Annotated in this window: 13 protein-coding genes; 3 read left to right on the forward strand and 10 right to left on the reverse strand. The window is 71.2% G+C overall.

Translation table 11 applies throughout. From position 1 onward, the window contains the following. Window positions 1-11 precede the first annotated feature (11 nt). Together ASE44_RS14280 and ASE44_RS14285 are read right to left on the reverse strand one after the other, a co-directional pair. Entirely contained in the window at window positions 12-1,070 is a 1,059-nt protein-coding gene (locus ASE44_RS14280; protein WP_157580006.1) for a hypothetical protein, read from the reverse strand. Window positions 1,071-1,136: 66 nt separating this feature from the next. After that, complete coding sequence (locus ASE44_RS14285) at window positions 1,137-2,084, reverse strand: GlxA family transcriptional regulator (protein WP_056781387.1); 948 nt, start codon at window positions 2,082-2,084, stop codon at window positions 1,137-1,139. 125 nt (window positions 2,085-2,209) lie between these two features. On the opposite strand from ASE44_RS14285, the gene ASE44_RS14290 reads away from it, so the two are divergent. After that, on the forward strand, window positions 2,210-2,839 hold the full coding sequence (locus ASE44_RS14290; protein WP_056781390.1) for an isochorismatase family protein: 630 nt from the start codon (window positions 2,210-2,212) through the stop codon (window positions 2,837-2,839). 45 nt (window positions 2,840-2,884) lie between these two features. Further along, the gene (locus ASE44_RS14295) at window positions 2,885-3,490 is read left to right on the forward strand and encodes a hypothetical protein (protein ID WP_056781392.1); all 606 of its coding nucleotides are present in this window, start codon (window positions 2,885-2,887) and stop codon (window positions 3,488-3,490) included. A 42-nt stretch (window positions 3,491-3,532) separates the two neighbouring features. On the opposite strand, the gene ASE44_RS14300 is transcribed toward ASE44_RS14295, so the two are convergent. The 7 genes from ASE44_RS14300 to ASE44_RS14330 are packed head-to-tail and all read right to left on the reverse strand — an operon-like array spanning window position 3,533 to window position 10,264. Then, window positions 3,533-5,035, reverse strand: coding sequence for an ABC transporter substrate-binding protein (locus ASE44_RS14300; RefSeq protein ID WP_157580007.1), 1,503 nt, complete (start codon window positions 5,033-5,035; stop codon window positions 3,533-3,535). Between the two features lie 37 nt (window positions 5,036-5,072). Further along, window positions 5,073-5,945 (reverse strand): MurR/RpiR family transcriptional regulator, encoded by an 873-nt coding sequence (locus tag ASE44_RS14305; RefSeq protein ID WP_056013189.1) that lies wholly within the window; start codon window positions 5,943-5,945, stop codon window positions 5,073-5,075. Further along, window positions 5,926-6,807 (reverse strand): phosphonate ABC transporter, permease protein PhnE, encoded by an 882-nt coding sequence (phnE, locus tag ASE44_RS14310; RefSeq protein WP_082456105.1) that lies wholly within the window; start codon window positions 6,805-6,807, stop codon window positions 5,926-5,928. The genes ASE44_RS14305 and phnE (ASE44_RS14310) overlap by 20 nt, the downstream gene beginning before the upstream one ends. Further along, on the reverse strand, window positions 6,804-7,631 hold the full coding sequence (gene phnE / locus ASE44_RS14315; RefSeq protein ID WP_235522650.1) for a phosphonate ABC transporter, permease protein PhnE: 828 nt from the start codon (window positions 7,629-7,631) through the stop codon (window positions 6,804-6,806). Before phnE (ASE44_RS14315) ends, phnE (ASE44_RS14310) begins: the two co-directional genes overlap by 4 nt. Beyond that, complete coding sequence (gene phnC, locus ASE44_RS14320) at window positions 7,628-8,452, reverse strand: phosphonate ABC transporter ATP-binding protein (RefSeq protein WP_056013186.1); 825 nt, start codon at window positions 8,450-8,452, stop codon at window positions 7,628-7,630. The genes phnE (ASE44_RS14315) and phnC overlap by 4 nt, the downstream gene beginning before the upstream one ends. Before the next feature lie 56 nt (window positions 8,453-8,508). Next, window positions 8,509-9,519 carry a phosphate/phosphite/phosphonate ABC transporter substrate-binding protein gene (gene phnD / locus ASE44_RS14325; RefSeq protein ID WP_056781399.1) on the reverse strand — a complete coding sequence of 337 codons (1,011 nt, stop codon included), beginning with the start codon at window positions 9,517-9,519 and terminating at the stop codon, window positions 8,509-8,511. 31 nt (window positions 9,520-9,550) lie between these two features. Beyond that, window positions 9,551-10,264 carry an HAD family hydrolase gene (locus ASE44_RS14330; RefSeq protein WP_056781402.1) on the reverse strand — a complete coding sequence of 238 codons (714 nt, stop codon included), beginning with the start codon at window positions 10,262-10,264 and terminating at the stop codon, window positions 9,551-9,553. Between the two features lie 144 nt (window positions 10,265-10,408). On the opposite strand from ASE44_RS14330, the gene ASE44_RS14335 reads away from it, so the two are divergent. After that, the gene (locus ASE44_RS14335; protein ID WP_200921122.1) at window positions 10,409-11,035 is read left to right on the forward strand and encodes an amino acid deaminase; all 627 of its coding nucleotides are present in this window, start codon (window positions 10,409-10,411) and stop codon (window positions 11,033-11,035) included. Window positions 11,036-11,168: 133 nt separating this feature from the next. Here ASE44_RS14335 and ASE44_RS14340 read toward each other — a convergent pair whose 3' ends face one another. Next, on the reverse strand, window positions 11,169-14,288 hold the full coding sequence (locus ASE44_RS14340; RefSeq protein WP_235522651.1) for a hypothetical protein: 3,120 nt from the start codon (window positions 14,286-14,288) through the stop codon (window positions 11,169-11,171). Between the last annotated feature and the right edge of the window lie 146 nt (window positions 14,289-14,434).

Here is a 14,434-nt window from a genome sequence, read left to right on the forward strand (position 1 = left end):
GATGGGTGCCGTCACCTCGTCTGCGCGATGATCGCCTCGGCGACCGTCTGCGCGCCGTCGCCGGAGCTGACGGTGTAGAACGTCTCACCGACGGTGAAGGAGAGCGGGGAGCGCGGGCCGTCGCTGCGACGCGCGACGAGGGCTGATTCACCGTCGACCGCACCCTCGAGGGTGATGGGCTCGAGTGCCGCCGCGATGTCGGGCTGCGCTGCCAGCCCGTCGATGATCGTGGCGCCGCCTCGGACCACGAGGATGTCGGTGTACCCGAAGCCCTCCGCGAAGAGTTCGCAGCTGAATGCGCCGACGCGGGCGCTCGCCGCATCCTCCAGGTCGACGATCGGCTGGGTGCGTGGATCGATGACGGTGTAGGTCGTGGGGGTGGCGCCGTATTGGAGCGCCGCCGCGATGCCGGCCTCGTCGAGCCCACCGTCACAGGTGGCGTCGCCCTCGCGCGGCGCGAGCGCGGGCCAGGCGAGCTGGGCCTTCGAGGCGGGCTCCACCGTCGTGAAGGTCGCCTCGGCGGCGTCGGCGAGGTTGTCGAGGACCTCGCCCGCGGGCGCGTCGTCGAAGCGGCTTCCGGTGCTGGTGAGTCCCGCGGCGGTGATGGACAGCTCGACCCAGGCGGTGCCGACGGGCGCGGACACCCGCCAGCCGGTCTCGCCCGACGCGGTGGTCGCCTCGACGCCCGCGATCGTCCTCGTATCCTCCGAGGGGGTGTCGCCGGCGTAGGGCGGGGCCCAGTCGTCGGCGGCGTCCGGCAGGATCTCGATCGAGAGGTAGGCCCAGTCGCCGGCCCCATCGCCGATCGACTGCTGAGCAGTGCCCACCCGCCACGAGCAGGCGAGCCCGCCGGCCGCGGTGAGGACGGCCCGGTCCACGGCGTCGGTCGGTTGGACCGCTTCGACGACGTCGGCCGGTTCGGCGGCGAGGACGGCGGCGACGGTGTCGAGCGTCGCGAAGTCGTCGCACCCCAGGAGCCCGGTGGACGCCGAGGTGCTCGGAGCCTCGGACGTCGGTGGCGTGTTCGGTGTCGCCGTCGAGGCGCACGACGAAGCCGTCAACACGACCACCACCGCGATCCCCGCCCCAATGCCGAACGACCGTCTTCCTACGCCCCTGATCCCCATCCGCCGAGACTATCGGTGGCGCGCGTCGAACCGACGCCGATACCGCGACGGCGTGCTGTCGAACGCCGTGACGAAGTTCTGGCGGAACGTGACCGGGGTGAATCCGCAGGCCACGGCGACCTGGTCGACCGGGAGGTCGGTGGTCTCCAGGAGCCGTCTGGCCTCGTCGAGGCGACGCGCGCGGACCCACGCGGCCGGGGTCGTGCCGATCGCCGACCGGAAGGCGCGCACGAAGGACCGCCGGCTGAGGTGCGCCTCGGCGGCCAGGCGATCCACGGTGAGCGGTTCATCGAGGTGGGCGGACGCCCAGGCCGTCGCCACCGCGATCGGATCCTGCGTCTCCGCCTGCGGCACCGGTCGCTCGATGAACTGTGCCTGGCCGCCCTCGCGGTGCGGGGCGACGACGAGGCTCCGGGCGACGCGGTTCGCCGCTTCGGCGCCGAGCCGGGTGCGGACGAGGTGCAGGCAGGCGTCGAGACCGGAGGCGGTGCCGGCCGAGGTGAGGACGTCGCCGTGATCGACGTAGAGGGCGGTCGCGTCCACGGTCACCGCCGGGTGCCGCTCCGCCAGGTGCCCCGCTGCGTGCCAGTGGGTCGCCGCCGTCCGGCCGTCGAGGAGTCCGGTGTCGGCGACGGCGATCGCTCCGAGGCAGAGCCCGACGATCGTGGCGCCGCGTCCGTGGGCGTCGAGGACGGCTGCCCGGAGCTCCGGTGACACCGCACTCCCGTCGTCCGTCCATGACGGGAGCACGACGATGTCCGCGTCGGTCATCGCCGCCAGTCCCCGGACGTCGGCGATCGTGTACCCCTCGGCGGTGCGGATCGACCCCGCGTGGTCGGCGACGAGGAACGACTCCCAGTCGGCGAGGCCCTGATGGCGGACCTCGTCGAACACCAGTTGCGGCACGGACAGGTGGAACATGGTGACGTCGTCGAAGGCGTGGATGGCGATGCGCATGGTCGGCTCCGATCTGGCCTGATCTCATCAGTATTGTGCATTCGTGCCAATGGTGTCGCCGTCGGGCCCAGGGGACGATGGACCGGTCGTCGTCCCGACGCCAGCACCGAACAGAGGAGACACCCGTGAACACCACCCGCCGCGCCCTGGTCCTGGTCGACGTCCAGCAGGAGTACTTCGCAGGGCCGCTCGCGATCCAGTACCCGCCGCGCGATCAGTCAGTCGAACGGATCGGCGCGGCCATCGACGCCGCGACGGACGCCGGCCTCCCCGTCGCCGTCGTCCAGCACACCTCCGGAGCGGGCGCTCCCGTGTTCGACCCGGACACCGCCGCCTTCGAGCTGCACCCCGAGGTCGCGCGTCGCGTGCAGCCGTCGTGGAAGTCCGTCGTGAAGCAGTACGGCTCGGTCTTCGCCGGGACGGACCTCGAGGCCTGGCTCCGCGAGCAGGGTGCGGACACGGTGACCCTGGTCGGCTACATGACGAACAACTGCATCATCGCGTCCGCGGCGGCTGCCGAGGAGCTCGGCATCGCCGTCGAAGTGCTGTCCGACGCGACCGGCGCGATCGCGATCGAGAACGCGGCCGGGTCGGCGACCGCCGAGACCGTCCACACGACGCTCATGGCCATCCTCGACTCGAACTTCGCCGCGGTCGTGACGACGGAGGCCTGGGCGCAGGCGCTGGCCGACGGGACGGCGCTGCCGAAGGACGACCTGGTCTCCTCGGCGACCCGTGGTGCGCAGCGCGGGTAGCCGCGAAGCTGGCGGGTTCGGTGCGTCGGATGACAGGATGGTTCGATGCGCTCGCACTCCGCCCGAACCCGGTTCCTCCCCGTCATCGTCGTGCTCTCCGCACTCGCCCTCGGCGGATGCGCGTCCTCGCCGGGTGGTGCCGGTGCAGGTTCACCGACGGCGTCTTCCACCCCGACCGTGTCCGAACCGCCGAGCACGCCGGTCGTGGAGACCACCCTGTCCGACGACATCGACGGGACGAAGGTGACCCCGCTGGCGATCGTCACCGACTTCCCGGCGCCGGCAGGCTCCACAGCCGGCAACCACCCGGTGCTCATCAAGGTGAAGCTCGAGGCGGGAGACGTCTACGGCGGGAGCGTCCACCCCTCGGTGGCCTCCATCACCCGTCGGAACGGCAACCTCGACTACATCACCCTCGGCATGGGCAACCCGAAGGAACTCGTGACGGCGATGTCCGCGGCCGGCTACACCCCGCTGCAGGCGGTTCCGGCCGGCAAGACCCAGACAGGGTGGATCGGCGCCTGGCTCTCCGACGAGGTCACGGAGTACGACCTCGTCTACAACCGCAACGAGGGCAAGGTGATCGGCGGCAGTAAGAACGGCGAGACCGTCCCGGCCAGCCGGTCGATCACCCCGCTCACACCCCGGTAATCGGGTCCGGCGGCAGGACGAGCTGCGCGCGAGGCTCCTGGATCAGTCGGCGACCGCGACGTCCGACAGGTCGAGGTGCTCGCTCACGAAGTCCGTGGGGAAGCCGGTCACCCCGTCGCGCACCACGGTGAGGGTGATCGCGGTGTAGAGCCAGTCGGCGGCGTGGTCGTTCGACACCAGGGCGGCGGCCTCCCGCAGCTTCGCGTCCGCCGTCGCGGGGTCGGTCGCGGTCCTCGCCTCGGCGGCCAGGGCCTGCACCTGCGGGTTGTCGTAGCCGTAGTAGTAATCCGGGTTCGCCCAGTTCTGGAAGTCGCGGGCCTCGACGTGGTTGACGAAGCTGAGGTCGTAGTCGTGGTTCGTGTACACGTCGTTCAACCAGGTGGGGAACTCGACGCTGTCGACGGTGAGGGTGACGCCGACGGCCGCGAACTGGGAGACCAGCACCTTGGACGCGGCGGTCCCGTAGTGGTTCGGGATGACGAGGGTGAGGGCGAGGTCCTCCTGACCGGCTTCGGCGAGGAGCGCTTTCGCCCGATCGGGGTCGTAGGTGACCACCCCGGTGAGGTCCTCGTAGCCCGGGTCGAGCTCGGGGATGGGACCGTACTGTTCGACGGCGGCGCCACCGACGGCCTCGACGATCGCGGCGTGGTCGATCGCCGTGCGAAGCGCCTCACGGACGCGCGGGTCGTCGAGCGGCGCGCGCCGGTTGTTGAAGGCGAGGGTGTACTTGTCGGTCGTCTTGCCCTCGGTGACGGTGAAGCCCTCGGCCCGCGCGACCTGGTCGCGCAGGTTGGCGTCGAGGCCGATCTGCGCGTCGAGCTCGCCCGCGAGGGTCGCGTTCACGGCGGAGGCGGCGTCGGGGATGTAGCTGAAGACGACCTCCTTGACCTGCGGCGCGTCTCCCCAGTACGCGTCGTTGCGCTCGAAGGTGATGCTGTCACCCTGCTTCCAGCTCTGCAGCGTGAACGGCCCGGTGCCGACGGCGGTCGTGGAGCGGTCGTTCGTGGCGCCCTGGTGCAAGACGAGGCCCGCGCGGCCGGTGAGCGCCCACAGCAGGTTGGTGTCGGGGGAGCCGAGCTGCAACCGGACCGTGCCGTCGTCGACCGCGGTGATGCTCTCGACCTGCTCCAGTGCGAGGTGGTCGACGAACGAGGCGTCCTGCTGCACCTGGGTGAGCGAGTCGACGACGTCCGCCGCGGTGAGCGGTGCGCCGTCGTGGAAGGTGACGCCGTCGCGCAGGACGAAGGTGTAGGTGAGGCCGTCGGCGCTGATCTCGTGGCTCGACGCGAGCGTGTCGACGATGCGGTCGTCCTCGGTGCGGGAGACGAGTCCCTGGTAGACGTTGTCGATGAGGATCTGCTCGAGCGCGGCACCGGAGGTCGTCCGGATGTCGAGGTCGGACGGTTCGAGCACGAGCCCGACCCGGAGGGTGGCGTCGGCGTCGGGGGTCGGCGCTGCCGAGGGGCCGGTGCAGCCGGTGAGGACGAGGGCGGTGACGGCGATCGCGGCGGTGAAGAGCTGACGACGCAGTCGGTGTTGGGGCATGGGGAACATTCTCGCCGATCGGGACCCCGGCCCGGGATCACCCCGAGGCGTCGTCCGAGAGCGAATCGCTGATGACGGCGAGCGTCGCCGACTGGGCGCGTTGTGCGCGCTCACCGCGGCGGGCGACGAGCAGGCCGACGACCGACTCGGTGACGAGCATGATGGCGGCCCGCGAGGTGTGCACGAGTTCGTCCCGGAAGGTGGCGTCGATGGGGGCGACGATGAGCGCCACCTCGGCGAGCTCGGCGACCGCGGATCGGGGGAACGAGGTGATCGCGAGCACCGTGGCACCGCTGGCTCGGGCGGCGGCGGCCACCTCGACGGACGCGCGGCTGGCCCCCGAGCCGGAGAGGACGAGGCATGCCGAACCCGGCCCCAGGTGGGTCGCCGCGATCCGCTGACCGATGGTGTCCGGCAGGTACTCGGCGGGGCGCCCGGCCGACATGAGACGCATCGCGAGGTCCGAGCCGAGGGGTGAGGAGAGGCCGTTCGCGGCGATCAGCAGCCGCGGGGCCTCGTCGAGCACCTGGACGAAGCGCTCGAGCGTCTCCTCCGTCATGGCCGACGTCGTCTGCCCGAGCCGACCGGCGAACCGGTCGATGGCACCGCGCAGCGAGCCGAGCATGGTGTCGTCGCCGTCGTTCCGCGCGGCCGGCGTGCCGAGGGCGACCTCGCGGGTGAGGGCGACCCGGAGTTGCGGGTAGCCCTCGTAGCCGAGCGACTGCGCCGTCCGGATGACCGTCGCCCGCCCGACCCCGGCGAGGTCGGCGACCTCCTGCGCGGTGCGTTCGATGCTCGCCTCGATGTCGAGGGCGACCGTCTCGGCCACGCGTCGTTCGCTCGGTTGCAGCGACGGCGCGAGCATCGCGATGCGCGCCGTCGGTGGGGCGTCAGCCGACCCTGTCCACATTGCGGCTCCTCGTCGTGCGGGCGGGAAGGGTGGTGCGGGTGGTGCGCGTGGTCCGGACGCCCGGCCCCTGCGTGATCCGGCGGCGGATCGCCCCCGAGATCGCGTCCATCGTCATGGTGGCCACGACCACCACGATCAACAGCATCCCGACTGTATCCCACTGCCGATAGTTGGTGTAGTTGGCCAACATGCTGCCGATCCCGCCGGCTCCGACGAGCCCGAGGACCGCCGAGGTACGGAGGTTGATCTCGAAGCGGTAGAGCGCGAGCGAGAGCAGGGCAGGGGCTGCGGCGGGCCACAGTGCCCAGCGGGTCACCTCGGCCGTGCCACCGCCCGCGGCGCGGACGGCCTCCGACGCCCCCTCCTGCACGGATTCGATCGTCTCGTACACCCACTTGCCCTGGGTGCCGATGCCGGCGATGCCGAGCGCGAGCGCCCCGGTGAACGGGGTGAGCCCGGTGATGGTGAGCAGGATGAGCGCGATGATCACCTCGGGTACGGCCCGGACGACGGCGAACACGCCGCGTAGCGGGAGCCGCAGCCAGGCCGGCCCGACGGACCGAGCGGCGAGCATGCCGAGCGGGATCGAGATGAGCACGCAGAGGATCGCGCCGATCCAGGCCATCGAGATCGACCGCCACATCTCGGTGAGGGCGCGAGACAGTTTCTCCCAGTTCGGGCTCTCGAACATGAGCCCGCCGAAGTGCACCAGCTGCGCCGGGACCGCGCCGAGATCGCTCCAGTCGATGGGGAGGCCGACGGTGGCTGCGACCACGACGATCGCGACCGCGACGGCGGCGAGGGTCGGCAGGAGGCGGGACGGGTGACGCGGCAGCTCGGGCCGCAGGTCGATGGTGCTCATACGAGTCGCCTCCGCAGCACGTTCGACGCGATCTCGATGAGAACGACGACCACGAGGATCTCGAGCACGATGATCGACACGTCGTCGTAGGCGTAGAAGGCCCGGCGCTCGTCGAGGAGGCGCCCGATGCCGCCTGCACCGACGATGCCGAGGATGGCCGAGATGCGGACGTTGAGTTCGAGCGTGTACAGCCACTGGTTCGCGAACAGCGGCAACACCTGCGGGAGGACGGTGGCGCGGTTGATCTGGGTCTGCGTGCCGCCCGCCGCCCGCCCGGCCTCGAGGTAGGGGTGGTCGGCGGAGTCGATCGCCTCGGAGACGAGCTTCACGATGATCCCGATGTCGAACAGGAACAGGGTCAGGAGGCCGGGCAGCGCACCGACGCCGACCATCGCGACGAGGATCGTGGCGTACACGAGGTCGGGCACGGCGCGGACGACGTTGACGACGGCGCGCAGCACACGACGCGAGACGGCGTTCGGGTTCGTGGGTGCGGCCGCCCACAGCGTCAGCGGCACGGACAGAAGTGCTGCCGCCACCGCTCCGACGAGCGCCATCTGGAGGGTCTCGAGCATCGGCTGGACGGTCCGCGGCAGGAACGCGAGATCAGGTTGGAAGAGCTGGAGGAGCAGGCCCGAGCCATTGTCCCAGTGGCTGATGAGCGCGCCGAAGTCGAGCTGCACCCCACCGATCGCGGGGAGGCAGGTCGCGATCGTGAACGCGGCGACGGCTCCGAGGATCAGGGCGGTGCGGAGCCTCGCCGTCGGTTTCGGCGGCAGCTTCCAGTCGGTGCCGGTGCCGGTGCCGGTGCCGGTGGCGGTCACCGGTCGAGCCGATCGTCGGGCTGGATGGGACGGCCGTAGATGCGCTCGAAGTCCGCTTCGGTCGCGTCGGCAGCGGACCCGTCGTAGACGAGTTCGCCGTCACGCAGTCCGATCATGCGGGTCGTGTAGGTGCGGGCCAGGTCCATGAGGTGGATGTTGACGAGCACCGTGAGGCCCGTCTCCGTGTTCACGCGGCGGAGGTCGTTCATCACCGTGTGCGCGGTCGGCGGGTCGAGGCTCGCGACCGGTTCGTCGGCGAGCATGACGCTCGGCTGCTGGGTGAGGGCGCGGGCGATCGCGACGCGCTGCTGCTGTCCGCCGGAGAGCTGTGCCGCGCGGGTCCAGACCTTGTCGAGCATGCCGACCGACTGGAGTGAGCGCAGGGCGAGCTCCCGGTCGGTCGCCGTCGTGAGCCCGAGGAGCGTGCGATAGGTGGGGGTGCTGGCGAACCGGCCGACGAGCACGTTGCGGTACACGCTGGCGCGGTCGGCCAGGTTGAAGCCCTGGAAGATCATGCCGATGTGCCCACGGAGGCTGCGGAGCCGGCGGCCGCGCAGGCCGGTGACGAGGTGCGGGCCGACGGTCACGGTCCCGCTCGTCGCGGGCACGAGGCCGTTGATCGTGCGGATGAGCGTCGACTTGCCGGAGCCGGACAAGCCGACGACGGAGACCATCTCGCCGGCTGCGATGTCGAGGGAGACGTTGCGGAGCGCCCTCGTGCCGTTCGGGTAGGTGACCGAGACGTCGTCGAGACGGATGGACCACGACGCGGAGGCCGCGAGCTGGGCTCGGGCCTCCGCGCGATGCTGATCAGTGTTCATGCACCGGATTCCTGGAGGGGGGTGACGGGTGGGGTGGGGGAGCGGGACTGAGTCGGTCAGTTCGAGAACTGGTCGAGGATCTCGCCGTAGCGGGTGATCTCGTCCGGTGCGGTCTTGTCGGTCCAGCCGGAGAGGCCGACGAGGTCGAACATGACCTGCTTCGCCTCGTCGGAGGAGTCCGCGTAGCCCGCCATGAGCTTGGTGAGCTGCTCGGTGAGGTCCTTGGGGAGCGACTTGGAGACCGCGACGCCGCCGTTCGGGATCATCTCGGTGTACGCGAAGGCGACGACCTTGTCGGCGACGTCGGGCGCCTCCTTGAGGACGGTCGTGCGGGCGTCCCAGTAGCCGAAGGAGACCTCGGCGTCACCGTTGTAGACGGAGAGGACCGCGTTGTTGTTGCCCTCGACCGGCACCTGGGTGATGTCGGCGTCCGTGTCGATGCCGGCGTCGCGCATGGCGACGACGGGGTACTGGTAACCCGCGGGGGAGGTCGCGGCCTGCAGGGCGACCTTGGTGCCCTTCGAGATCTTGTCGAGGGACTTCAACGCCGCCGGTCCGGAGCCGGTCGCGGCATCGGCACCGGGTTCGATCCCGTTGCAGTAGGAGAGCGGGGTGTCGCTCGCCGCGTAGGTGACCATGACGGGTGCGTCGTCGCAGTACTTGTCGGGGTTGTTCGTGTACGCGACGGACGCGTACGAGGTCGCCCCGAACCGGACGTCGCGGAGGACGAGGTTCGCGTCGTACCGTTCGGTCGCGTTGTAGAGGGAGCCGGCGTCGGTGATGATGACCTGCGCCTGGTCGCTGCCGAGGGCCTCGACGGTGGCGGCGTAGTCGGTCGCGACGACCCCGTTCACCTCGATGCCGAGGTTCTCCGACAGGTAGGAGGTGAGCGGGTCGAGCGCCTCGGCGAGGTCTTCGCCCTCGACGGAGGGGACGAGGGAGATGGTGATCGAGTCCGGCCAGGCGGCGGTGCCCGTGGCGGAGGGGGTGGAGGCGGCGGGGCTGCAGCCGGCGAGGGCGAGGGCGGTGATGGCCGCGACGCCGGAGACGAGCAGGATCTTGCGCATGTTCAGGGTGCCTTTCGGAGATGGAGGGTGATCAGGACTGCAGGGTGGAAGAGGGAGACGTGGAGCCGGAGGAGGACGCGGGGGCGGACGAGGCGGTTCGTGCCCAGTCGAGGATCCGGTCGTAGAGGTCGGCGAGCGACGGCCCGCGCATGGTCGCGTCGGCCGAGGAACGTTCGAACGTCGCACCGACGAGCGCGGTGTCGGCGCCCAGTTCGGTGGCCGGAGCGAGGTCGTTCTCGACGATGTCGCCGACGGCGAGGAGCGGGCCCGTGGTGAGCGCCTCGCGGATGAGCGGCACGAGTCCGGCCGGCTTCCCGACGGCGAAGTGCACGGCGTCGAACCGCTCGGTGACGCCCCAGGTGTCGAGGAGTTCCGTGATGCCGTCGCCGGGCGCGTTGGTGGCCAGGACGAGGCGGGCATGGCCGCTGAGCGTGTCGAGGAACTCCGCCAGGCCGTCGGGGGAGACGACCGCTGCTTCGTCGGAGCCGAGGAGTGCGCGGGAGTCGTCGTAGGCGGCTCCGATGACGGCGGCGTCGACGCCCTGGTCGCGGGCGATCCGGGTGACGGCGTCGTAGCCGTCCCGGGCGTCGGCCGTGCCGGCTGCGAACGCGGCGAGGGCCGCTTCGGCGCGGGCGGCGAACGAGGCGTCCGCGGTGCGCTTCGCGATGGCACGGGCGAAGGCCGTGATCGGTCCGTCGCCGAGGGCGAGGGTCCCGTCGAAGTCGAAGAGGATGGTGGGGGGCACAGGCGCTCCTTCTGAGCGTGTCGTTCGTGCGGCCGCACCTGCGGACGCAGCGTCCATGATGGCCAATGAGTGTGGACGCAATCACCACGCAACGTGAACGCCGGGTGAATTCGTCGACGACCGGGCCCCCTAGGCTGTGGTGCTGTGACGATCGAGGAGCTGGCGCGGCGTGCCGAGGCGGAACCGGAGGCTGTGCTCGACGAATGCTCCTGGCTCGGTCCGGCGATCGACGAGGATGCCGCCGCCCGCCGCTTCGCCGCCTGGGGTGCGTCCACGGTCGTCGACGAGCACACGGGCACGCCGGTCGTCACGCGCGGGCTGTTCGAGGCGCTCCATGAGCGGGCCGGGCTTCAGGCCGTCTGGCCGATCGGCAACGCCGGACTGCTCCACACCTACGGCTACCTGCTGTCGACGGTGCCGACCCCCTACGGTCTGAAGCGCGAGCGCTGGCTCGATGGCGCGCTCGCAGGCGCGTTCCAGCTGTCGGCGGACGCGTTCGTCCCGTGGGCTCGCGAGGCGACGCTGCTGGCGCGGGTGACGGCTGCGGCGCTCCCGGCACTGGACCAGCCGGTGCGGACGGCGGCCGGCTTGGGCGGAGCACGCCGCCTCGCGGTCGTCGGCGTGGCGGGGTCGTCGTCCGCCGTGGTCTACGGGGTCGCGGGTCGCCTGATCACCACGTTCCCGGTCGCCTCCGTCGCTGGCGTGCTCGAGGAGTGGGACGCCGATCCCGAGCGCCTCCGCTGGAACGCCGTCGCCGACACCGTCGGCTGACCTCGTCCGCGCCCCCACCGTCACGGCCGCCGGCGGCACCCGCACGAAGTCCGTCCCGCCGGAAACACGCACGGACGGGCCGGGCCCGAAGGCCCGACCCGTCCGTGTCGTTCAGTTCCTGATCAGTTCCGGATCAGCGCCCGGTGTGCAGGCGGCGTCGGACGACCAGCCCGGCGCCGAGCAGCAGCAAGACCGCCGCGCCGATCGCCAGCGGTGCCACGTTCGCGCCCGTCGAGGCCAGGACGGGGCCCGGCGTGCTCACCGTGACCGTCGACGGGTCCGAGGTGAACAGGTCGCCGCCCGGGGTCGTCCCGGTGCCGAACGCGGTGTTGCGGATGGATCCCGCGTTCAGGTCGGCCTGGGTGACCGTGTAGGTGGCGGTGCACACGACCTGGAGACCGGGGGCGAGGAGCGCCGTGCCCGTGGGGCAGGCGATCGCCGACAGGGTGCCGGTCCCGGTGAAGTCGCCCTCGGAGACGGCGACATCACGGAGCGTGACGTTGCCGGTGTTCGTCACCTGGAACGAGTAGGTGATGACCTGACCGACCGCCGTCGCGCGCTCGACGTCCGCCGTCTTGACGACGGAGAGGCCTGGCACGGGCGGGGACGGGATCGTCACCTCGGACGGCGGCGAGACCGGCGGGACGCCCGTCACGCTGCTCGGCGGCGTCGCGGTCGCGGTCGCGGAGTTCGTGACCTGTCCGGCGTCGACGTCGGCCTGCACGACGGTGTACGTCGCCTCGCAGGTCACGGTCGCTCCGGGCGCCAGCGGGCCGGTGTCCGTCGGGCAGACGACCTCGGACAGCTCGCCGGCTCCCGAGAAGTCGCCCTCGACCACGCGCGGGTTCGTCAGCGTGACGTTGCCGGTGTTGGTGACGAGGAACGAGTACGTGACGACCTGGCCCACCGTGAGGCGGTCCTGGGCGGCGGTGTCGGCCGACTTCACGACCGTGACCGCGGGTGCTGCCGGGAACTCGACGGTCGTCTCCGACGGCGGTGAGACCGGGGGCGTTCCTCCGCCGGGCGGGGTGCCGGTGGCGGTGGCGGAGTTCGTCACGGAGCCGGCATCGACGTCGGCTTGGGTGACCGTGTAGGTGGCCTCACAGGTGACCGTTGCAGCCGGAGCCAGGGACGCGGCCCCTGCCGGGCAGACGACGTCGGACAGCGCACCGGTGCCGGTGAACGCACCCTCGACGACGCCGACGTTCGAGAGCGTGACGTTGCCGGTGTTGGTGATGAGGAACGAGTACGTGACGTCCTCACCGGCGGTCGCGACCGTGGTCGGCGTCGCCGACTTCACGACGGTGATGGCGGGTGCTGCCGGGAACTCGACGGTCGTCTCCGACGGCGGTGAGACCGGAGGGGTGCCGCCGCCGGGCGGGGTGCCGGTGGCGGTGGCGGAGTTCGTCATCGAGCCGGCGTCGACGTCGGCCTGGGTGACCGTGTACGTGGCCTCACAGGTGACCGTCGCAGCGGGTGCGAGCGATGACGCCCCTGCCGGGCAGACGACGTCGGACAGCTCGCCGGTGCCGGAGAAGTCGCCTTCGACGACGGACACGTCCGAGAGGGTGACGTTGCCGGTGTTGGTGACGAGGAACGAGTACGTGACCTCTTCGCCTGCCGTGGCGACGGAGCTCGGCGTCGCGGACTTCACGACCGTGAGCGCCGGGGCCTGCGCGACGCCCGGGATGGTGACTTCGGACGGCGGCGACACCGGCGGCTGACCCTGCGGCGGCGTCCCCGTCGCGGTGGCCGAGTTGGTGACGGTGCCGGCGTCCACGTCGGCCTGCGTCATCGTGTACGTCGCCTCACAGGTGACGGCGGCAGCCGGCGCGAGGGTCGCGGCACCTGCCGGGCACACGACGTCGGACAGGTCACCGGTTCCGGTGAACGCGCCCTCGTCGACCTGCACGTCGGTGAGCGGGACGTTGCCGGTGTTCGTGACGAGGAACGAGTAGGTGATCTCGTCACCGACGGCGTACTCGGCCGCGACCGGCGACGCCGACTTCACGACGGTGATCGCGGGTGCCTGCGGCACGAACTCGACCGTGGCATCGGCCGGCGGGTTGAGGCCCACGCTCGTGATGTTGTCGGGCCCGTTCGTGAACGTCCCGGCGACCGGTGAGGTGACCTCGACGGTGATCGCACAGGACGTCATGCCCTGGCTGAGGTTGCCGGTGACGGCGATCGAGGTGCCGCCCTCGGGAGCGGTGACCACGCCGGAGGGGCAGGTGGTCGAGGCGTCGCCGTCGGCGATGGTCAGGCCGGCGGGCAGTGCGTCCGTGAAGGACCAACCGTTCTTCGCGGCGAGTTCGTCGGTGTTCGTGACCGTCAGCGTCAGCGTCGAGGTCTCACCGGCGACGACACTCGCGGGGCTGAAGGACTTGTCGAGCTGCGGCGAGACGTCGAGCACCTGGATGTTGTCGAACGCGTGGTCGTTACCGGCGGTGCCACCACCGGTGAGGTTCCGTGCGACGATGCCGACGGTCGCTCCCGGGAGCAGGACGGCCCCGGGCGACACGTAGGTGCCGACGCGGACGGTCTCGGCCCCGGCGGCGCCGGTCGCGGGAGCGGTGACCGAGCGGGAGCCGGGAGCGGTGCAGCCGTTGATCGCGCCGACCGAGTGCTCGGTGCCCTGGTCGTCGGCGAGGAAGAACTCCAGGATCGGCTGCTGCGACGCGGTGCAGGAGACGGCGGCGAGGTCGACCGAGGTCGTGAGGTAGCGGTTCGCGCTGACGAGGGCGATCGGGTCGACCGTCGCGAACTCGACCGCGTTCGGCGGGTTCATCGTCAGCGTCTGCGTGGACGTCCATGCGCTGACGGAGTGGTTGGTGGTGTCGCCGCCGCCCAGGGCCCAGGCGAGCTGCCGCGTGCGGCCCTCACCCGAGGCGGTCGCGGCGAGGCAGCGGGGCTCGGCGGACGAGGCGAAGCTCGTGATGGTGCCGTTGCACTGCGTCTGGTCGCGCCAGGAGGGGTCGGAGGTGTACCGGGCGCCGTCCGCGCCGACGTAGTCCTGGAGGGAGGTGGGGGAGACGGTCCCGCTCTCGAAGTCCTCCGAGTAGACGACCGAACCGCTCTGCGCGGTTCCCGGGGTGCCGGGGAGCGCCTGTGCGCTCGACCCCACCCCGACGAGCGAGAGCGCTGAGAGGAGGGTCACCCCCATGATCCCCATGGTGGTGCGACCGGCGAACGGTGCCTGCCACCGGTTCCGCCATCGCGCGCGATGGCGCCTTCGAGCCGTGTGCTGCTGCATGTGTGTTGCCTCCCCGTGATGCGGCGGTTCGCCCGCCGAAAACCTGGCCCCAGCTGAGGGGCCGACGATCAGTAGACCGGTGGACGGGCTGCCGTTCGGGTGGATCGGGGAAAGACCACCCCCCATCCAGCCCCGGATGTTCCGCG

Source organism: Plantibacter sp. Leaf1 (genome assembly GCF_001421315.1).
Lineage (GTDB): Bacteria > Actinomycetota > Actinomycetes > Actinomycetales > Microbacteriaceae > Plantibacter.

What these genes read in the sequence shown, in the direction of transcription:
- ASE44_RS14305 (WP_056013189.1), bottom strand. Translation starts at nt 5,945, where the DNA reads ATGTGGACAGGGTCGGCTGACGCCCCACCGACGGCGCGCATCGCGATG.
- ASE44_RS14285 (WP_056781387.1), bottom strand. Translation starts at nt 2,084, where the DNA reads ATGCGCATCGCCATCCACGCCTTCGACGACGTCACCATGTTCCACCTG.
- phnD (WP_056781399.1), bottom strand. Translation starts at nt 9,519, where the DNA reads ATGCGCAAGATCCTGCTCGTCTCCGGCGTCGCGGCCATCACCGCCCTC.
- ASE44_RS14340 (WP_235522651.1), bottom strand. Translation starts at nt 14,288, where the DNA reads ATGCAGCAGCACACGGCTCGAAGGCGCCATCGCGCGCGATGGCGGAAC.
- phnE (WP_082456105.1), bottom strand. Translation starts at nt 6,807, where the DNA reads ATGAGCACCATCGACCTGCGGCCCGAGCTGCCGCGTCACCCGTCCCGC.
- phnC (WP_056013186.1), bottom strand. Translation starts at nt 8,452, where the DNA reads ATGAACACTGATCAGCATCGCGCGGAGGCCCGAGCCCAGCTCGCGGCC.
- ASE44_RS14295 (WP_056781392.1), top strand. Translation starts at nt 2,885, where the DNA reads ATGCGCTCGCACTCCGCCCGAACCCGGTTCCTCCCCGTCATCGTCGTG.
- ASE44_RS14300 (WP_157580007.1), bottom strand. Translation starts at nt 5,035, where the DNA reads ATGCCCCAACACCGACTGCGTCGTCAGCTCTTCACCGCCGCGATCGCC.